Here is an 18005-nt window from a genome sequence, read left to right on the forward strand (position 1 = left end):
GACGTGTCCGTTGCGAAGGAGATCACCATGGCACCCACCCGCTACGCATTCATCAAGGCCAACTGGCACGCCGACATCGTGTCGCGCGCCCTCGAAGGCTTCACCCAGATCATTCCCGCCGATCAGGTCGACGTCTTCGACGTGCCCGGCGCCTTCGAGATGCCGCTGATGGCCCGCGATCTCGCGATGACCGGCCGCTACAAGGCGGTCGCCGCCGCGGCCCTCGTCGTCGATGGCGGCATCTACCGGCATGACTTCGTCGCCCAGGCCGTGGTCGACGGGCTGATGCGCGCCGGCCTCGACAGCGGCGTGCCGGTCCTGTCGGTGTCGCTGACGCCGCATCACTACCAGGAGACGGCTCATCACGAGGCGATCTTCCGCGAGCATTTCGTCACCAAGGGCCGCGAGGCGGCCGAGGCGGCGCTGATGATCGTCAAGACGCGCCAGTCGATCGAGAAGCCCACCGCCGCCATCCACCGCGTCGCCTGATCGGGGCGGCGTCCGGCCTCGGACGATGATCCTGCGACCGCAAGGCGCGCGCCACGGCGCGCAGACGATTGCAGTCGGCGCGTGGGCGTGGCTACGCTGTTCCGGCCCCGCCGATTGCGGGGCGGCGTGTCGCGCACGGGCGGCACAGGGGGATCGGACGCAGGAATGAATGCCACGGACTTTCCGGCCGGCGCGCCCGATGCCACGGACGATCTCGACGCTGCGTTCCCCTTCGACCTGCCTCCCCTCGTCGAGGGCGATCCCGTGGATGTCGTCATTCTCGGCGCCGGGGTGAACGGCGCCGGGCTCTTCCGCGATCTCTGCGCGCAGGGCGTCAATTGCCTGATCGTGGATCGGGGCGATTTCGGCGGTGGCGCCAGCGCGGCCGGCTCGCGGCTGATCGAGGGCGGGCTTGCCGAGCTGGAGATCGGCGATCTCGCCGGCGCGAGACAGGCCGCCAGCGAGCGCAACCGCCTTCTGAAGAACGCGCCGCATTTCGTCGACATGCTGCCGGTGGTATTTCCGGTCTTTTCTTGGCTCGGCGGACTGGGCGCGGCACTGGCGACGCTTCTCGGCACGCCCACCGCCCCGCGGCAGCGCGGCGCGATCCTCGCCCGCCTCGGCCTGGCGCTTCACGACCGCATTGCCGCTGCGCCCGTCGACACGCCGCGCCACCAGCTCCTGAGCCGGCAGGCGGCAGGGGCGGCGTTCCCCGAACTGGCGTCGGGCATCGCCGCCGCCGGCCTCTACCAGGATGCACGGATCACGGCGCCCGAGCGGCTGGTCTACGAGATGGTGAAGGACGGGCTGGACGCCTGTCCCGCTTCCCGGGCCGCCAACTGGACGCGCCTCGTCTCCTGTTTCGGCGGGAGCCTCTCCTTCGAGAGCGAGGACAGCACGGATTTCGCCGTGCGCCCGACGCTGGTGGTCAATGCCGCGGGGCCGTGGATCGACGAGGTCAACGCCGCCCTCGGCGCGCCCGAGGCGCAAGTTGCCGGGCGACGGCAGAGCCACATCCTGCTCGACCACGAGGCGCTGCGCCGCCAGCTCGATGGTCGGGTGCTGCGTTTCGAGATGGCAGGCGATGGCCGGGTCCTGACCGCGCAGGACTATCTCGGCCGGGTGCTCGTCGGCGCGACGGACGCCCCCACCGACAATCCGGACGAGGCGCGCTGCCCGGACGAGGACATCGCGGCGCTGCTCGATGCCCTGCGCACCGTCCTGCCGGATCTCGAGTTTACGGCCGATCAGGTGGTCTGCACTTATGCAAGGACCGTTCCGGCGACGGCGCCGGACGAGGCGACCGGCCAAACGCCGCGCCCCGGCGGGCCCATCCCCATCATAGAGGCGGACGCGGACCGGCCATTCCCGATCCTGTCGCTGGTCGGCGGCCGGTTCACCACCTATCGCCAGTTCGCCGAAACCGCGACCGACACGATTCTTCAGCGCCTGCAGCGCAGCCGTGTCCAGTCGACCGAGCATCTGGCGATCGGCGGCGGCCGCAACTATCCGGGCAATCCGCTGGCGCGGTCAGTGTGGCTCGCCGAGGCCTCGGTGGCGACGTGGCTCGACGAGCCGCGGCTGGAGACCCTTCTGGAGCGTTATGGCACGACGGCGCTCTCCATCGCCCACCACATCTGCGATCATGTCGATGCCGACCGGCTGCCGGATTCCCGCTCGGTGAGCCTTCGCGAGATTGACTGGATCGCCCGCAACGAGGATGTGGTGCGGCTGGAGGACATCGTCCTGCGGCGCCTGAATCTCGGTGTCGCCGGCCTGTTCACCTCACGCGACATCGAGGCCATCGCCATCGTCGCGGCGAGCGCGCTGAAATGGTCGCCGGAGCGGCGGGCGGCGGAGATCGAGGCGGTGACGACGCTGCTCCGCGATACGCGCCGCATGCGGGTCTGAGGACCTGCGCGGCGCATCCGTGACGCGCCGCGCGAAGAGGTCGGATCAGGCCCCGTGATATTTGGCGTCGAGGGCGTCGATCGCCTTCACATTGTCGGCCGAGCGGCCGTTGGGATCGAATTCGCAGGCCAGATACGCCTCGGCGATGCTCTTGGCGAGCTCGGAGCCGACCACCCGGGCGCCCATGGTGATGATCTGGGCGTTGTTGGACAGGGCCGCGCGCTCGGCCGAATAGGTGTCGTGGGTCTGCGCGGCGCGGATGCCCGGCACCTTGTTGGCCGACAGGCAGACGCCGATGCCGGTGCCGCAGCACAGGATGGCCCGGTGATAGGTGCCGTCGAGAATGCCGCTGGCGACCCGGTCGGACAGGTCGGCATAGAATTTCTCGGCGCCTTCGGGCGGGTTGCTGACCTCGGAGACCTCGAGGCCGGCCTTGCCGGTCAGATGTTCGGCAAGGGCCTTGGCGAGGGGAGCTCCGGCGCTGTCGCCGGCGATCGCGAGTTTCATGGGACGTCCTTTCTTCAGATGGAGGCGGCGCAGCGGGACAGGATGTCGAGATAACCCTCGACGTTCCAGGCCGACCGCCCGATGAACAGCCCGTCGATATGGGGACAGGCGATGAGTTCAGCGCAATTGCCGGGATTGACGCTGCCACCGTAAAGGCACGGCAGCCGGCGTCCGGTGATCTCCTCGGTCGCCGCGATGATGCGCGCCTGGCGTTCGTCGGCATAGTCGGGCGCAGCGGGCGTGCCGCCCTCGCCAATCGCCCAGACCGGCTCGTAGGCGAACAGGATCGGGGCAGCCTTCTGGGCCTCGGACAGTTTCGACAGGGCACCCTCGACCTCGCGCAGCAGCACGGCGTCGGCACGGCCCGAGGCCTTGTCCTCGGCGCTCTCGCCGACGCAGATCAGCGGGATCAGGCCGTGGCGGATGGCGGCCTCGGTCTTCAGCCCGACCGTCTCGTCGGTCTCTCCGAAATGCGCCCGGCGCTCCGAATGGCCGAGCTCGACCATGTCGGCCCCGCAATCGGTGAGCATCGGCGCGGAGATCTCGCCGGTCCAGGCGCCCTCGTCCGCCCAGTGCATGTTCTGGGCGCCGACCTTCACGTCGGTGCCGGCGAGGATCGCCTTCACCTCGCGCAGGGCGGTGAAGGGCGGAATGACGAAACGCTGGATGCGATCGTCGCCGGGTGCCTGTCCGAGCGTCTCGGCGAAATGCCGTGCCGCGCCCAGCGTCTTGTTCATCTTCCAGCTCGTGCCGATCCAGACTTGCGGTGCCTCAACCATCACGCGTCGTCCTCTGCCAGATACAATCGAATGCCGTCCTCTTCGAGCGCGGCGGCCTGTTCGCGGGGCAGGGCCTGCGACGTCACCACCCCGTCGAACACGCCCAGATCGGTGAACAGATGCAGGGCGGTGCGCCCGAACTTGAAATGATCGACCATCAGATAGCGCTGCGCCGACGAGGCGATCATCCGCCGCTTGACCGCCAGCACCTCCTGTTCCTGATGGAACGCCGTCCGGCCCTCGATCGAGGAGCTCGACAGCAGCACGATATCGGCCCGCAGCGAGGCCAGCGCCGTTTCCGTCACCACGCCGAAGAAGCCGTTGAACTTCTTCGAATAATTCCCGCCCAGCGCAATGAGTTCGATTCCCGCCTCGCCGGCCAGGCCGGCGATCACCGCCATGTTGTTGGTGACCACGGTCAGCGGGCGCTTCTCGCGCAGGAACGGCACCAGACTTCCCGCCGTCGAGCCGTCGTCGACCATGACGCACATGCCGGGCTGGACGAAATCCGCCGCCCGCGCCGCGATCGCTCGCTTCTCCGCCGCGGCCATGCGCGCCCGGTAGCGGAAATCGCTCTCGAACTGGCCGCTCGCCTCGATCGTCGCGCCGCCGCGGGTCCGGCGCAGGAGACCGTCCGCCTCCAGCTCGTCGAGATCGCGGTAGATGGTCATTTTCGAGACGCCGAAATGCAGCGCCAGGCGATCCAGCGTCGCTGCGCCTTCCTCGACGAGGATATCGACGATGCCGCGTCTGCGATCGTCCCGCTTCACGATGACCTGTCCTTCCCGACCGCGCAGGTTCAGCTTCATGTAACAGGCCGCGGGGAATTCGCAACACACCTCTTGTGATTTTGTTATATTCGACTGTGGCACTGTAGGCTCGCGTCGCCTTTGCATAGTCTGGCCGCTATCGAGGCGCGAACCCGGCGGCATCCCGGCGGATGCTTGGCAGGCGGCCGGCCTTCGGCGTAGAACCGCAGCGATCCGGACCGTGCGTCCTTGGCGCTGCCGGATCGGCTGCCCCCCCGCGCCCGCCCCGGCGGCGCATGATGGACCTCGAGGAGCGTATCACCATGACCCTGTCCCTGCCCGCCAAGGTCCGCATCGTCGAGGTCGGTCCGCGCGACGGCCTGCAGAACGAGCCGAAATACTTGCCGACGGACCAGAAGATCGAACTCGTGCGGCGCCTGGCGGCGGCCGGCCTGACCGAGATCGAGGTGACGTCCTTCACCCATCCCAAATGGATCCCGAACCTGGCCGACGCGGAAGAGGTGACGCGCGCCGTCGCCGACCTGCCGATCACGCCCTTTGCGCTGATCCCCAACCGCCGCGGCCTCGACCGGGCGATGGCCGCCGGGGCCAAGGGCGTGACGCTGGTGGTCTCGGTGACCGACGCCCACAACACCGCCAATCTCAACCGCACCACCGAAGCCTCGGTCACCGAATTGCTGGAGCTGGAGGCCGAGGCCCGGCAGGCCGGCCTGAAGACCCGCGTCTCCCTGTCGGTGGTGTTCGGCTGCCCCTTCGACGGCGCCGTCGCGCCGGAGCATGTCGCCCAGATCGCCAGCCGCTTTGTCGAGGCCGGGGCGCCGCGCATCGGCCTTTGCGACACGATCGGCGTCGCCAATCCGGCGCAGGTCCATGCCCTGTCGACGCTGATGCTGACCAGGTTCCCAAACACCGAGTTCGAGCTGCATCTGCACGACACGCGCGGCCAGGCGCTGGCCAACACGCTGGCCGGCCTGCAGGCGGGCATCCGGTCCTTCGACGCGGCGGTGGGGGGCCTTGGCGGCTGCCCCTACGCGCCGGGTGCGACCGGCAATTCGGCGACCGAGGATGTGGTGGCGATGCTGCATGCCATGGATGTGGCGACCGATGTCGATCCGGCCACCCTCCTCGACGCGGCGGCGCTTCTGGCCGACTGGCGCGACACGCCGCTCGACAGCGCCGCCTGGCGGATCGCCCGGTCCGGCGGCGCAGCCTGCGGAACCCCGGCGGTCCGCGCCACCGCCTGAGCGTCTGCTGGAAACGGATGTGACGGCCGGCCGACGGCCGCCTCAGGCCGTCAGGCGTCCTCGGCCAGCCGTGATCGATCCAGGCAGGCCGCATCGGCGCCATAGAGCACCACGCGGTTGCGGCCGGACTGCTTGGCCAGGTAGAGCGCCGCGTCGGCGCGTTCCTGCAATTGTTGCGGCGTGACGTCGCCGTCGCCAGGCTCCAGGGCCGCGACGCCGATGCTGATCGTCACGCGGGACGCGACACGCGACCCAGGATTGGCAAGCCCGGCGTCGCCGATTCTGCGACGGATTCGCTCGGCGGTGACAAGCGCCGCCCGCGTATCGACGTCGCGCAGGAGAACCAGGAACTCCTCGCCGCCGTAACGGGCGACCTTGTCCCCGTCCCGCCGCACGCAATCGCCGATGAGCTTCGCCACTTCGATCAGGCAGCGATCGCCTTCGCCATGGCCGAGGCGGTCGTTGAGGTTCTTGAAGTCGTCGATGTCGCACATCAGCAGGGCGCCCGACACCCGGGTCCGCTGAGCGCTCCAGAGCGCGTCGAGGATCTCCGTCATCCAGCGCCGGTTGGCCACGCCGGTCAGGGGATCGGTCCGGGCGAGTTCCTCGAGCCGGCCGTTCGCGGCGGCCAACTCCGCGACGCGGGTCTTGTCACGCAGGTCGAGCAGAAATGCCTTCTGCGCCAGAAGCGTCATGCTGCGCCGGGCCACCACGGTCGCGCCGATGCCGCAGGCGAAGAACAGCGTCCAGGCCACGGCGCTGCCGATTCCCAGACCCGGATTGCGGAGCTGGAAGATGCAGTAAAGGCAGACGGTGATGGCGGCGATCGCCGCTGTCCAGCGCAGCGGAATGCCGAAGATGACGATGGCCGAGATCGCCACCACCATCATGATGTTCAGATAGCGTTCGTGATAGCCGCCACCTGCCGCCTCGCCGATCAGGGCGATGGACAGGAGGATGATCCCCATGCCGGCGACCAGGGCGACGCGCTGCAGGCGCTGGGCACGGGGCTCGCGCCAGATCAGGAAGACCGCGATGGCCACCGACGACAGGACCGCGCCGGGTACGAGCATTGACAGGGTCACGGCCGGCGGCAGCGTCAACCAGGGCAGCGTCAGCATCAGAACGTTGAGAATCGCCACCCAGAGCATCCAGGCGCGGATGATCTTGGCCGACTGGGACCAGATGCGATCGCGGAAGAGCGTGCCGATCTCGCCGTCCAGGCGGATGTCCCGCGTCCGCATGGCCAGCAATTGCTCGATATCGGTGATCGCGGGCCGCGAGCCATAGAACCGGACGCGCGCAAGCGGGCCGGATCGTCGCTTCGGAACGGGCGCGGGCGGAACTGTCATGCGCGGCACATTGGTGATGTCTCCCGCGTCCAGCATCGCAGACAAGCGTAAAAGCAAGCTTGCCATATCGTACCGGATCAGCCCCTTCGTCCGGCCCCGCCTGGCTGTTCGGCGCCCGGCGACATCGCGGCGATTGACGAGCCGTCGCCGCTCGACCATCGTCGCCCGCATGACCACGATCCTCGACCTCACCGGGCTGAAATGCCCGCTTCCGGCCCTGAAGACCCGCAAGGCGCTTGGCGGCATCGCGCCGGGCGAGCTCTTGGAAGTGCGCTGCACCGATCCGCTGGCGGTGATCGACATTCCCAATCTGGTCGCCGAGATGGGCTACCGGCTCGCGGCCACCGAACGAGAGGGCGAGCGCAGCATCTTCGTGATCGAGAAATCGGCCCCGACCGCCGCCGCCTGACCGGTCTGCCGAACGCTGTCCCGCAGTGACGGGCGGCGATGGATGGCATCGTCCGACGCCCCGTGAAGACCGCGAAAGCGGCCTGCGACAAAGACGGGAACTTGTCCCGTTGCCGATCGCAAGGACGCCGGGCTAGCGTCACTGCAACGGTCGTCTCCCGGCTTCCTGCCCCTCCCAAAGGCAGCGGGGCCGGGGCGACCGGGTCCAGTTTTCCCGCGGTCCCGGAACGGAGGCCGATCCGCGGGTCATCCGTCCATCGCCGGTTGCGACGGCCCGGTCAGACGGGCGCGGACGGGCGCGCCGCGGATCGGCGGGCGACGGGAAAAACACGGCTCGCGGGGACGGGTCGCCATGGCGTATGGTCGGCCGCCCCTAAGGGCCGCCGAGACAGACGCAGACGGGGCCAGCCCCGCCGGGAGGAAAGATGAGACGACTGACCCTGACGGCGCTCGTCGCCACGCTCGCCCTGTCGGCGAGCCCCGCCTTTGCCTACAAGATCTTCGTGTCGAACGAGAAGGGCAACGACATAACGGTGCTCGACTCGGCCGATTTCGCCGTCGTCGACACCTTCGAGGTCGGCCAGCGGCCGCGCGGCATCGCCGTCAGCCCCGACGGCAAGCATCTCTATGTCTGCGCCAGCGACAGCGACACGATCCAAGTCTACGACACCGAGACCTACGAATTCATCCGCACCCTTCCGTCGGGCCCTGACCCGGAGCTCCTGGTCGTTTCGGCGAGCGGCGACCGGCTCTATGCGGCCAATGAGGACGACAATCTCGTCACCGTCATCGATCTGGAAACCGGCGCGCGGCTGGCCGAGATCCCGGTCGGCGTCGAGCCGGAAGGCATGGGGATCTCGCCCGACGGCGCGATCATCGTGAACACCTCAGAAACCACCAACATGGCGCATTTCATCGATCGGGAGAGCCATCGCATCGTCGCCAATGTGCTGGTGGATTCGCGGCCGCGCTTCGCGCAGTACAAGAGCGACGGGTCGGAGGTCTGGGTGACCGCCGAGATCGGCGGCACGGTCAGCGTGATCGACACCGACACCAAGGAGATCAAGAAGAAGATCACCTTCGAGATTCCCGGCATCCGATCCGAGGCGATTCAGCCGGTGGGCGTGCGGATCACCGACGACGGCTCCAAGGCCTATGTGGCGCTCGGACCGGCCAACCGGATCGCCGTGATCGACGGCAACACCTACGAGGTGCTGGACTATCTGCTGGTCGGCCAGCGGGTGTGGCAGCTCGCCTTCTCGCCCGACCAGACGCATCTGTTCACCACCAACGGCATTTCCAACGACATCTCGATCATCGACGTGGCGGCCGACAAGGTCATCAAGTCGGTGCAGGTGGGACGCGAGCCCTGGGGCGTGGCCGTGGCGGGGGACGAATAGCCGGCCGCGCGTCGCGGGGAGGATCTGAAGGGCTGCGTCCGGCAGCCGTGTTTTGGGGAGAGAGAGCATGAAACCAGTCTGGCTATCGCTGATGGCGGCCTTCCTGGCCTTTGCGCCCGCGACCGTCGCCGCCGCGCAGGACAGTGGCAGTGCGTCCGTCACCGCCGATGACGACGATGATGAAGACGATGACGACGCCCATGGCGGCGCCATGGTGCCGCCGGCCAGCGAACTGGAGATGATGCCGGGCTCGGAATTGATGCCGGCCAGCGCTCTCAACGGCGACCAGATCGGCCTGCCGCCGCTGTCGCTCTCCTCGCAGATCATCACGCCCCTGACGATCGGTTCCAGTGACGATCCCTATGCGGTCAGCGCCAAGGATTTCGTCCTGCGCGCCGGCCAGCCCTATCGCTGGGACATCGTCTCGGATGGCGGTGTCGAGTACAAGTTCCATGCCCCGGCCTTCTTCCGAAGCGTCTGGAACAACCAGATCGTCATCGAGGATCGCGAGATCCACATGAACGGCGCGCCGGCCTGGCTGGAATTCGACGCCAAGGGCCCGATCACCGTGCAGTTCCAGACCATCCGTCCGGGCCGCTACGACTGGTATGTCGAGGGACTGGACGAGAAGGAAGGCATGAAGGGCACGATCACGGTCGTTCCCTGATCCGCACCTTTGTGAACGATCACGGGCAGCCCGCCCCGCCGGACCGGCGGGCGGGTTGCCGGTGTTTTGGCGGGTGTTTTCTCCCGGCTGTCACGGTAAGGTCGGGCGGGCGCAAAGATTGCAACGGATGACGATGGTTTCAGCCACCAAGCCGCATGAGCCAGGGGTCACTGCCCTTTCCGTCGCCCATGTCAGCCATGCCTATGGTGCCCGCAAGGCGCTCGACGACGTGTCCTTCACGGTGCCGCAGGGTTCGTTCACGGCGCTGCTCGGTCCCAATGGCGCCGGCAAGTCGACGCTGTTCTCGCTGGTGACGCGCCTGTTCAACGTGCGCGAGGGCCAGATCGAGATTCTCGGCTGGCCGCTCGATCGCCATCCCGGCGAGGCGCTGCGCCGGCTGGGCGTGGTGTTCCAGGCGCGTACCCTCGATCTGGAACTGTCGATCGGCCAGAACCTGACCTATCACGCCGCGCTGCACGGCATGTCACGCGCCGCGGCGAAGCAGCGCATCGCGGAGATCCTGCAGGGCTCGGAGTTGATCGACCGGCTCGGCGACAAGGCCCGCAGCCTGTCGGGCGGCCAGTTGCGCCGTATCGAGATCGTGCGCGCCTTCATGCACCGGCCCCGCCTCATCCTGCTCGACGAGCCGACCGTCGGGCTCGACATCCGCTCGCGCGCCGAGATCGTCGCGGAGGTCCGCCGGCTCGTCGCCGACGAGGGCGTCAGCGTCCTGTGGGCGACCCACCTGATCGACGAGATCGACGAAAGCGACCGGGTCGTCGTTTTGCATCACGGCAAGGTGCTGGCCGAAGGCCGGGTGCCGGATGTCGTGGCGGCGGAAAGCGCCGGCTCGATCCGCGACGCCTTCTCTCGTCTCACGGGGCTGGCGACGCCGAAGGTGGAACCGGAGACGATGCCATGAGCGCGACGCCCGACATGGCCGGCCGCGAGCCGGCCCGCGGCTTTCCGCTCGCGGCTTATGCGATCTGCCTGCGCGGCATCGTCGGGCGCGAGGCGCTGCGTTTCCTGCATCAGCGCGAACGCTTCGTCTCGGCCCTGGTGCGCCCGCTCCTGTGGCTGTTCATCTTTGCAGCCGGCTTCCGGCAGGTGCTCGGCGTGTCGATCACCGCGCCCTACCAGACCTATATTCTCTACGAGGTCTACATCACGCCGGGGCTGGTCGGCATGATCCTCCTGTTCAACGGCATGCAATCGTCGCTGTCGATGGTCTACGACCGCGAGACCGGGACGATGAAGACGCTGCTGGTGTCGCCGCTGCCGCGCTGGTTCCTGCTGGTCGCCAAGCTCGGTGCCGGCGTCGCCGTCGGCATCCTGCAGGTCTACGTGTTCTTCGCCATCGCCTGGTTCTGGGAGGTGCAGCCGCACTGGTCGGGCTATCTCTACGTGCTGCCTGCGTTGATCATCAGCGGCCTGATGCTCGGCTCGCTGGGCATGCTGCTGTCGTCGCTGGTGCAGCAATTGGAGAATTTCGCCGGGGTGATGAACTTCGTGATCTTCCCGATGTATTTCGCCTCCTCGGCGCTCTACCCGCTCTGGCGGGTGCAGGAATCGAGCCCGCTGCTCTACCAGATCTGCCTGTTCAACCCGTTCACCCACGCCGTCGAGCTGGTGCGGTTCGCGCTGTACGGCCAGCTCAACGCCCCGGCGCTGGCGATCGTCGTCGGCTGCACGATCGCCTTTCTCGGCGGCGCGATCATCTCCTACGACCCACAGCGCGGGCTGATCAGCCGCAAGCGCCAGCAATAGGCAGCATCCGGCGGCCGCCGATGCCGGGCCGCCATCGTGCGCCGCGATACAGGGAGGATCCCATGCTCGTCCGTCTCACCGCCCGCCGCTCGGTCGTTGCCGCCGTGTCGCTGCTGGCCATCACGACCGCGATCGGTGCCGGTACAGCAGCGGCGCAGGACGGCGCATCGCCCCGCGCCGTGCCGGAGGGCTTCGTCGTGCCGGGCCCCGCCCCCACCAATGCCCCGCCGGCCAATGCAGCGGCGCCGGAGGGAAGCGCTGCGGAGACAGACGCCGAGCCGGCCGCCGGCGACGACGCGCCGGCCGATCCGATGAGCTTTGCGCGCGGCGGCGAAAAGGGCACCACCGACTGGCCCTGCGTCCAGCGCCGGGTGGAATCGATCACCCCGGCGCAGATCTGGGCGGGACCCGATCTCGCTTTGGCCGACACGGTCGAACGGACAGCCGAGATGCGAGCCCTGATCGACCTTGTGGTGGCGCGCCGCCTGCCGCTGGAGGAGGCCGAAGCACTGGTTCGGGCGCATGTCGCCGACCTGCCGGAGGCCGAGCGCGAGGCTGCCGCCACGGCGCTGTTCGTCGACATGCTGGCGCGGCTGAACAACGAGCGCAGCGAGGTGATGGGGGGCATCGAGCGCTACGGCGCCAAGCAGAAGGCGCTGGCGGCCAAGCTGCGGGCGCAGTCGGCCGACTTCGCCAGGGTGCAACGCGATCCGGCCTCCAGCAACAACGACATCGAGAACGCCCGGCAGGCGCTGTTGTGGGACACGCGCATCTTCAACGAGCGCCGGCAGTCGCTGACCTATGTTTGCGAGGTGCCGATCCTGATCGAACAGCGGGCCTTCGGCCTGGCGCGGGCCATCGCCGGCGCGCTGTAGGACCGCAGCGCGCGCCGACGGGTCGCGGCTGTCAGGCCGCCTGCATCGCCGTTTCCGGCGTCTTGGCGCCGGTCATCAGCGCCACGGCGTCGTTCATCGAGGCGGTCTTCGGGTCGATGACGCAGAGCCGCTTGCCGAGACGGTGAACGTGGATCCGGTCGGCGACCTCGAAGACATGCGGCATGTTGTGCGAGATCAGGACGATCGGCATGCCGCGCGAGCGCACGTCCTGGATCAGCTCCAGCACCTTGCGCGATTCCTTGACGCCGAGGGCCGCCGTCGGCTCGTCGAGGATCAGCACCTTGGAGCCGAAGGCCGCGGCGCGCGCCACCGCGACGCCCTGGCGCTGGCCGCCCGACAGGGTCTCGACCGCCTGGCCGATGTTCTGGATGGTCATCAGGCCGAGTTCGGAGAGCTTGTCGCGGGCGATCCGCTCCATGGCGGTGCGATCGAGCATCCGCAGATACTTGCCCATGAAACCGGGTTTGCGGATCTCGCGGCCGAGGAACATGTTGTCGGCGATCGACAGCGCCGGCGACAGTGCGAGGTTCTGGTACACCGTCTCGATGCCGGCATCGCGGGCCTGCATGGGCGAGGTGAAGCGTACCGGCTCGCCGTTCAGGCGGATCTCGCCCTCGTCGATGCTGACGGCGCCGGAGATCGCCTTGATCAGCGAGGACTTGCCGGCCCCGTTGTCGCCGATCACGGCGAGAATCTCGCCGGGATAGAGATCGAAATCGGCGTGATCGAGGGCGGTGACGCGGCCGTAGTTCTTGACGATGCCGCGGGCCGAGAGGACGGGTGTCTGGGACGTGCTCATGCGGAGACCTTCCTGATCCACTGGTCGATCGCGACCGCGAGAATGATCAGCCAGCCCGTGGCGAAGAGCTGCCACAGGACGTCGACGCCGGCGAGGCGCAGGCCGGAGTTGAAGACGCCGACGATCAGGGCGCCGATCATCGGTCCGATGATCGAGCCACGTCCGCCGAAGAGCGAGATGCCGCCGATCACCACGGCGGTGATGGATTCCAGATTGGCCTCGAAGAAGGAGGTCGGGCTGACCGAGCCGACGCGGCCGATCGAGGCCCAGGCGGCCAGGGCGCAGATGAAGCCCGAGACCATGTAGACCGAGATCAGCGTCCGGTCGGTGCGGATGCCCGACAGTTCCGCCGCTTCCTTGTCGTCGCCAATGGCGTAGACATGCCGGCCCCAGGCGGTGCGGTTGAGGACGAACCAGAGCACCACGAAGATCACGACCATCAGGACGACGCCCCAGGTCAGCACCGCGCCGCCGATGTTGAAGCGCTCGCCGAACAGCTTCAGCAACGGTGCCTCGGCATCCAGCGTCTGGCTGCGGATCGTCTCACGATTGGAAAAATAGTAGTTCAGCGCCAGGAAGACGTTCCAGGTGCCGAGGGTGGTGATGAAGGGCGGCAGCCGCACCTTGGTCACCAGGATGCCGTTGAGAAGACCGGTCAGCGTGCCGACGACGAAGCCGGAGAGGATGGCCAGCGGCACCGGCAGCCCGGCCTCGACGCTGAGCCGTCCCATGATCACCGAGATCATCACCATCACCGCGGCGACCGACAGGTCGATGCCGGCGGTCAGGATGACGAGGCTCTGGGCCGCGGCGAGGATGCCGACGATCGCCACCTGCTGCATGATCAGCGACAGGTTGAAGGCGGAGAAGAAATTGTTGGAGACCACGCCGAAGACGGCGACCGACAGGAGCAGCACGATCACCGGTACCATGGTCGGTGCGCCGTGGAGGAAATGCTGGGCCGCGTCGAGCGGGCCGCGCGAGCGGCGCTCGAAGGCTGCGACCGTCACGTCACTGTCCTTCAGGGAGGATTCGAAATCCGCTCCCCGGCTGGTCGGATCACTCATGTCGTCTCACTCCGGTCGGCCCTGCCATGCCCCTGCATCGGGCCGGCTCGGCGAAGGTGGAAGCGGGCTCGCAGACGGAAGGGGCGGCCCTGAAGGCCGCCCGCTCGTCCATCATCCCCAGCAGCGATCGAGGCCTTCCGCCACGCTGATCGACTCCACGCCGTCCACCGGCGCGTCGGTCACCAGGTTGACGCCGGTGTCGAAGAAGTCGAGCCCTTCGGTCGGCTGCGGCACGGTGCCGTCCTTGGCATACTGGGCGATCGCCTCGATGCCCTTGGCCGCCATGTCCAGCGGGTATTGCTGGGAGGTGGCGCCGATGACGCCCTCCTCTACGTTCTGGACGCCCGGGCAGCCGCCGTCGACGGAGACGATCAGGACGTTGCCCTCCATGCCGAAGGATTTCAGCGCCTCGTAGGCGCCGGCCGCGGCCGGCTCGTTGATCGTGTAGACGAGGTTGATGCCCGAATCCTTCTGGAGCAGGCTCTCCATGGCCGTACGGCCGCCCTCTTCATTGCCCGAGGTCACGTCGTGGCCGACGATACGCGGATCGTCCTCGTCGCCGATCGTCGCCTCGTCCTTCACGTCGATGCCGAAGCCCTTGAGGAAGCCCTGGTCGCGCAGGACGTCGACCGAGGGCGCCGAGGGCGACAGGTCGAGCAGCGCGATCTTGGCGTCGGCCGCCTTGTCGCCCATCGTCGCCTTGGCCCACTGGCCGATCAGCAGCCCGGCCTTGAAATTGTCCGTGGCGAAGGTCGCATCGGCCGCATCGATCGGCTCCAGCGGCGTGTCGAGGGCGATCACCAGAACGCCGTTGTCTCGGGCCCGCTTGACCACGTCGGTGATCGCCTTGGTGTCGGAGGCGGCAATCAGGATGCCCTTGGCGCCGGCCGCGATGCAGCTCTCGACCGCCTGGACCTGGGTCTCGTGGTCGCCATCGACCTTGCCGGCATAGCTGGACAGCTCGACGCCGAGTTCCTCGGCCTTGGCCGTGGCGCCTTCCTTCATCTTGACGAAGAACGGGTTGATGTCGGTCTTGGTGATCAGGCAGGCGCTGGCCTTAGCGTCCTGCGCGGCGGCCGGCGTGGCGAGGGCGGCGAGGCCGACAATGGCGGTGGATGCGAGTAGCGTGCGGAATGTCACGTTGAGAACCTCCCAGAACCGTCGGCCAACCGGCCGACATTGACGCGCCGTGAAACGCGGCGGGCCAGCCTCCTCGCCAGCCCGATCGAGCCTACGAAACACCAAGCCGGAAACGCTGTCAACGATGATAAATCACATTGATTTATTTATTGACGGCAGCCGGGTTCGATGCAACGATCCGGCTATTGCGAGCCGTCGTGGAATATGGGGCGTGGTCCGCCGGGGGCGACCGTGCCGGACCGCCTGAACGCCCGCGAGGAGGAAGCATGGACCCGCAGGCTGAAGGCGTTCCGCCAGAGATACCGTCGTCATCAGGCCGCATGCGCGGCTCCAACCAGTCCGGCCTGCGCGCCCACAACGAGCGCACCGTCCTGAGCCTCATCCGCCAGCATGGCGAACTCGCCAAGGCCGAGATCGCCCGGCGGACAGGACTTTCGGCCCAGACCGCCTCGGTGATCATGCGGGCGCTCGAGGCGGAGGAACTGGTGCTGCGGGACAAGCCACGGCGCGGCCGGGTCGGCCAGCCCTCGATCCCGATGCGGCTCAATCCCTCCGGGGCCTTCACCTTCGGCCTGAAGATCGGCCGCCGCTCGGTCGAACTCGTCCTGATGGATTTCCTTGGCGTGGTGCGGTCGCGCGAACGGCTGACCTATGCCTATCCCGATGTCGCCCTCGTCCTCGATTTTGTGCGCGAGGCGCAGCCGCGCGTCGCCAGCGCGATCGAGGCCCGGCTGCGCCTGCGGATCGTCGGCCTCGGCGTCGCCATGCCCTACGAGATGTGGTCCTGGGCCGAGGAGATCGGCGCACCGGCCGAACGCATGGACGCCTGGCGCCAAGTCGACATCGTCGCCGAGCTCATCGCGATCACCGGCCTGCCGGTCAACCTGGCCAATGACGCGACGGCGGCCTGCGCCGCCGAGAACGTCTTCGGCACAACGACGTCGCTGGACTATGTCTATTTCTTCGTCGGCGCCTTTGTCGGCGGCGGGATCGTCATGGGCGGCGACCTCGTCACGGGGCGCACCGCCAATGCTGGCGCGCTGGGCTCGATGCCGGTGCCCCGCGCGGCCCGCGAAGGCGTCGCCGGCGTCCGGCTGGACGGCTTCGAACAGCTGATCAACTTCGCCTCGATCCATGTCCTGGAGAAGATGATCGCGGCCGAAGGCGGCGATCCGCTGGTCCTGTGGAAGGATGCCGGCGCCTGGGACGAACTCGGCACGGTGCTCGACCACTGGCTGGGCATCGCCGCGCGCGGCCTCGCCTATGCCATCGTCTCCGCCAGTGCGGTCTATGATTTCGAATGCGCGGTCATCGACGGCGGCTTTCCCGAGAACGTACGGGCACGACTGGTCGAAGCGACCCAGCGCGCCATGGTGCGGCTCAGGCGCCAGGGCCTCACACCCCTTGATATCCGGGCCGGAACAATGGGCGCCAGCGCCCGCGAGATCGGTTCGGCGAGCCTGCCGTTCTTCGCGCGGTTCCTGCTCGACCACCGGGGGCTGTCCGCAGAGGCAGCGTAAGGGCGGCAACACGCGTCACGGGGAATTTGATCGGCCGGGCGCGTCGCAACCTTGCCTCAATGCGCCATGATGATAGACACGTCAGCAGGGAATACCCCCTGCCCTCGGAGGAGCGCGAGCCGGTTCGCTCCCGCATCTCTCCTCGTTTTCCCGCCGCCGCCCGATCCGCGATCGGTCGATGGCGCCCGGTCGGCGAGGGCACCCCAGCTTGGATACTCCTTGACCTCCACCGATACGGTCGGCACCGCCGCCGACGCCAAGACCATCTCCTGGACCAAAGCGCTTGCCCGGTACCGCAAGCCGGATACCGCGCGCAGCGTCTGGGAGATCGCCATCACGGCCATTCCCTTCGTCGCCCTGTGGGCCTTGACCGCCGTCGCGGTCACCCACGGCCACTGGTGGGGGCTGATCCTCACCGTGCCGGCCGCCGGCTTCCTGGTGCGGCTGTTCATGCTGCAGCACGATTGCGGCCATGGCTCGCTGTTCGCCCGCCGGGCGGTCAACGACTGGACCGGCCGGGTCATCGGCGTCGTCACCTTCACGCCCTATGATTACTGGCGCCGCACCCATGCCGTCCACCACGCCACCACCGGCAATCTCGACCAGCGCGGCATCGGCGACGTCGATACGCTGACGGTCGCCGAGTACAACGCCCTGACCAAATGGGGCCGTATCCGCTACCGGCTCTACCGCCACCCGGCGGTGATGTTCGGGCTTGGACCCGCATGGCTGTTCATCTGCCAGTACCGCCTGCCGGTCGGCCTGATGCGCGCCGGCGTGCAGCCCTGGACGTCGACGCTCGCCACCAATCTCGGCATCGCCATTCCGGCGGCGCTGCTGATCTGGGCGATGGGCCTCGTGCCCTTCCTGGCGGTGCAGCTGCCGATCACCCTGATGGCCGCCACGGCGGGCGTCTGGCTGTTCTACGTGCAGCACCAGTTCGAGGAGACCCACTGGTCGGAAAGCGACGAGTGGAAGTTCCAGCACGCCGCCCTGCACGGCTCGTCGCATTACGACCTGCCGCCGGTGCTGCGCTGGTTCACCGGCAATATCGGCATCCATCACGTGCATCACCTGTCGAGCACGGTGCCGTTCTACCGCCTGCCGGAGGTGCTGCGCGAATTCCCCGAGCTGCACGGGCTCGGCCGCATCACCATTCGCCAGAGCTTCAACTGCGTGAAGCTGGTGCTGTGGGACGAGAGCGCCCGGCGGCTGGTGTCGTTCCGCGACGCCGCCAAGTCGCTCGGTGCACGGCTGGAACCGGCCCCCGCCGCAGCAGCATGAGGCGC

18 protein-coding genes are annotated in these 18005 nt (G+C 68.0%); 11 read left to right on the plus strand and 7 right to left on the minus strand.

The genetic code is table 11. The annotated features are described in order from the left end of the window. Positions 1–27: 27 nt before the first annotated feature. Both SI859A1_RS19110 and SI859A1_RS19115 read left to right on the plus strand, forming a co-directional pair. A complete protein-coding gene (locus SI859A1_RS19110) occupies positions 28–489 on the plus strand; it encodes a 6,7-dimethyl-8-ribityllumazine synthase (RefSeq protein WP_040326778.1) in 462 nt (153 codons plus the stop codon). Between the two features lie 165 nt (positions 490–654). Next, complete coding sequence (locus SI859A1_RS19115; protein WP_009211311.1) at positions 655–2400, plus strand: glycerol-3-phosphate dehydrogenase/oxidase; 1746 nt, start codon at positions 655–657, stop codon at positions 2398–2400. Between the two features lie 45 nt (positions 2401–2445). Here SI859A1_RS19115 and derI read toward each other — a convergent pair whose 3' ends face one another. The 3 genes from derI to SI859A1_RS19130 are packed head-to-tail and all read right to left on the minus strand — an operon-like array spanning position 2446 to position 4456. Then, positions 2446–2907, minus strand: coding sequence for a D-erythrulose-4-phosphate isomerase (derI, locus tag SI859A1_RS19120; protein ID WP_009211312.1), 462 nt, complete (start codon positions 2905–2907; stop codon positions 2446–2448). Positions 2908–2921: 14 nt separating this feature from the next. Further along, a complete protein-coding gene (locus tag SI859A1_RS19125; RefSeq protein ID WP_009211313.1) occupies positions 2922–3686 on the minus strand; it encodes a triose-phosphate isomerase in 765 nt (254 codons plus the stop codon). After that, a complete protein-coding gene (locus tag SI859A1_RS19130; RefSeq protein WP_040326780.1) occupies positions 3686–4456 on the minus strand; it encodes a DeoR/GlpR family DNA-binding transcription regulator in 771 nt (256 codons plus the stop codon). Before SI859A1_RS19130 ends, SI859A1_RS19125 begins: the two co-directional genes overlap by 1 nt. Before the next feature lie 275 nt (positions 4457–4731). On the opposite strand from SI859A1_RS19130, the gene SI859A1_RS19135 reads away from it, so the two are divergent. Next, positions 4732–5700: a hydroxymethylglutaryl-CoA lyase gene (locus SI859A1_RS19135; RefSeq protein ID WP_009211315.1), complete on the plus strand. Its 969-nt coding sequence runs from the start codon at positions 4732–4734 to the stop codon at positions 5698–5700. A 50-nt stretch (positions 5701–5750) separates the two neighbouring features. On the opposite strand, the gene SI859A1_RS19140 is transcribed toward SI859A1_RS19135, so the two are convergent. Further along, positions 5751–7052, minus strand: a complete 1302-nt coding sequence (locus SI859A1_RS19140) for a GGDEF domain-containing protein (protein WP_148233899.1) — start codon at positions 7050–7052, stop codon at positions 5751–5753. 169 nt (positions 7053–7221) lie between these two features. On the opposite strand from SI859A1_RS19140, the gene SI859A1_RS19145 reads away from it, so the two are divergent. From SI859A1_RS19145 to SI859A1_RS19170, 6 genes are all read left to right on the plus strand, one after another. Beyond that, positions 7222–7461, plus strand: coding sequence for a sulfurtransferase TusA family protein (locus tag SI859A1_RS19145; protein WP_009211317.1), 240 nt, complete (start codon positions 7222–7224; stop codon positions 7459–7461). A 424-nt stretch (positions 7462–7885) separates the two neighbouring features. After that, positions 7886–8860: a YVTN family beta-propeller repeat protein gene (locus SI859A1_RS19150; RefSeq protein WP_009211319.1), complete on the plus strand. Its 975-nt coding sequence runs from the start codon at positions 7886–7888 to the stop codon at positions 8858–8860. A gap of 67 nt (positions 8861–8927) precedes the next feature. Next, a complete protein-coding gene (locus SI859A1_RS19155; protein ID WP_192847199.1) occupies positions 8928–9527 on the plus strand; it encodes a cupredoxin domain-containing protein in 600 nt (199 codons plus the stop codon). A 133-nt stretch (positions 9528–9660) separates the two neighbouring features. Then, the gene (locus tag SI859A1_RS19160; protein ID WP_040326783.1) at positions 9661–10449 is read left to right on the plus strand and encodes a lanthanide ABC transporter ATP-binding protein PedB/LutE; all 789 of its coding nucleotides are present in this window, start codon (positions 9661–9663) and stop codon (positions 10447–10449) included. Continuing rightward, the gene (locus SI859A1_RS19165) at positions 10446–11294 is read left to right on the plus strand and encodes a lanthanide ABC transporter permease protein PedC (protein WP_009211322.1); all 849 of its coding nucleotides are present in this window, start codon (positions 10446–10448) and stop codon (positions 11292–11294) included. Before SI859A1_RS19160 ends, SI859A1_RS19165 begins: the two co-directional genes overlap by 4 nt. 62 nt (positions 11295–11356) lie before the next feature. Beyond that, positions 11357–12169, plus strand: a complete 813-nt coding sequence (locus SI859A1_RS19170) for a hypothetical protein (RefSeq protein ID WP_050767614.1) — start codon at positions 11357–11359, stop codon at positions 12167–12169. 31 nt (positions 12170–12200) lie between these two features. On the opposite strand, the gene SI859A1_RS19175 is transcribed toward SI859A1_RS19170, so the two are convergent. The 3 genes from SI859A1_RS19175 to SI859A1_RS19185 all read right to left on the minus strand — a co-directional run bounded on the left by SI859A1_RS19175 (position 12201) and on the right by SI859A1_RS19185 (position 15196). Further along, positions 12201–12989, minus strand: coding sequence for an ATP-binding cassette domain-containing protein (locus tag SI859A1_RS19175; protein WP_009211324.1), 789 nt, complete (start codon positions 12987–12989; stop codon positions 12201–12203). Continuing rightward, positions 12986–14056 carry an ABC transporter permease gene (locus SI859A1_RS19180; RefSeq protein ID WP_009211325.1) on the minus strand — a complete coding sequence of 357 codons (1071 nt, stop codon included), beginning with the start codon at positions 14054–14056 and terminating at the stop codon, positions 12986–12988. The genes SI859A1_RS19175 and SI859A1_RS19180 overlap by 4 nt, the downstream gene beginning before the upstream one ends. Positions 14057–14167: 111 nt before the next feature. After that, positions 14168–15196 (minus strand): sugar ABC transporter substrate-binding protein, encoded by a 1029-nt coding sequence (locus SI859A1_RS19185; RefSeq protein ID WP_040326042.1) that lies wholly within the window; start codon positions 15194–15196, stop codon positions 14168–14170. A gap of 266 nt (positions 15197–15462) precedes the next feature. Between SI859A1_RS19185 and SI859A1_RS19190 the strand changes: the two genes are divergently transcribed. After that, entirely contained in the window at positions 15463–16716 is a 1254-nt protein-coding gene (locus tag SI859A1_RS19190) for an ROK family transcriptional regulator (RefSeq protein WP_009211327.1), read from the plus strand. Positions 16717–16935: 219 nt separating this feature from the next. Then, positions 16936–18000: a fatty acid desaturase gene (locus SI859A1_RS19195; protein WP_009211328.1), complete on the plus strand. Its 1065-nt coding sequence runs from the start codon at positions 16936–16938 to the stop codon at positions 17998–18000. The last annotated feature ends 5 nt before the right edge of the window (positions 18001–18005 follow it).

Origin of the sequence: Aurantimonas manganoxydans SI85-9A1 (assembly GCF_000153465.1) — a bacterium.
Classification (GTDB): Bacteria; Pseudomonadota; Alphaproteobacteria; order Rhizobiales; family Rhizobiaceae; genus Aurantimonas; species Aurantimonas manganoxydans.

Coding starts and splice junctions, on each gene's coding strand:
- SI859A1_RS19140 (WP_148233899.1), bottom strand. CDS start 7,052: ATGACAGTTCCGCCCGCGCCCGTTCCGAAGCGACGATCCGGCCCGCTT.
- SI859A1_RS19110 (WP_040326778.1), top strand. CDS start 28: ATGGCACCCACCCGCTACGCATTCATCAAGGCCAACTGGCACGCCGAC.
- SI859A1_RS19170 (WP_050767614.1), top strand. CDS start 11,357: ATGCTCGTCCGTCTCACCGCCCGCCGCTCGGTCGTTGCCGCCGTGTCG.
- SI859A1_RS19115 (WP_009211311.1), top strand. CDS start 655: ATGAATGCCACGGACTTTCCGGCCGGCGCGCCCGATGCCACGGACGAT.
- SI859A1_RS19155 (WP_192847199.1), top strand. CDS start 8,928: ATGAAACCAGTCTGGCTATCGCTGATGGCGGCCTTCCTGGCCTTTGCG.
- derI (WP_009211312.1), bottom strand. CDS start 2,907: ATGAAACTCGCGATCGCCGGCGACAGCGCCGGAGCTCCCCTCGCCAAG.
- SI859A1_RS19125 (WP_009211313.1), bottom strand. CDS start 3,686: ATGGTTGAGGCACCGCAAGTCTGGATCGGCACGAGCTGGAAGATGAAC.
- SI859A1_RS19135 (WP_009211315.1), top strand. CDS start 4,732: ATGATGGACCTCGAGGAGCGTATCACCATGACCCTGTCCCTGCCCGCC.
- SI859A1_RS19145 (WP_009211317.1), top strand. CDS start 7,222: ATGACCACGATCCTCGACCTCACCGGGCTGAAATGCCCGCTTCCGGCC.
- SI859A1_RS19160 (WP_040326783.1), top strand. CDS start 9,661: ATGGTTTCAGCCACCAAGCCGCATGAGCCAGGGGTCACTGCCCTTTCC.
- SI859A1_RS19165 (WP_009211322.1), top strand. CDS start 10,446: ATGAGCGCGACGCCCGACATGGCCGGCCGCGAGCCGGCCCGCGGCTTT.
- SI859A1_RS19175 (WP_009211324.1), bottom strand. CDS start 12,989: ATGAGCACGTCCCAGACACCCGTCCTCTCGGCCCGCGGCATCGTCAAG.
- SI859A1_RS19180 (WP_009211325.1), bottom strand. CDS start 14,056: ATGAGTGATCCGACCAGCCGGGGAGCGGATTTCGAATCCTCCCTGAAG.
- SI859A1_RS19190 (WP_009211327.1), top strand. CDS start 15,463: ATGGACCCGCAGGCTGAAGGCGTTCCGCCAGAGATACCGTCGTCATCA.
- SI859A1_RS19150 (WP_009211319.1), top strand. CDS start 7,886: ATGAGACGACTGACCCTGACGGCGCTCGTCGCCACGCTCGCCCTGTCG.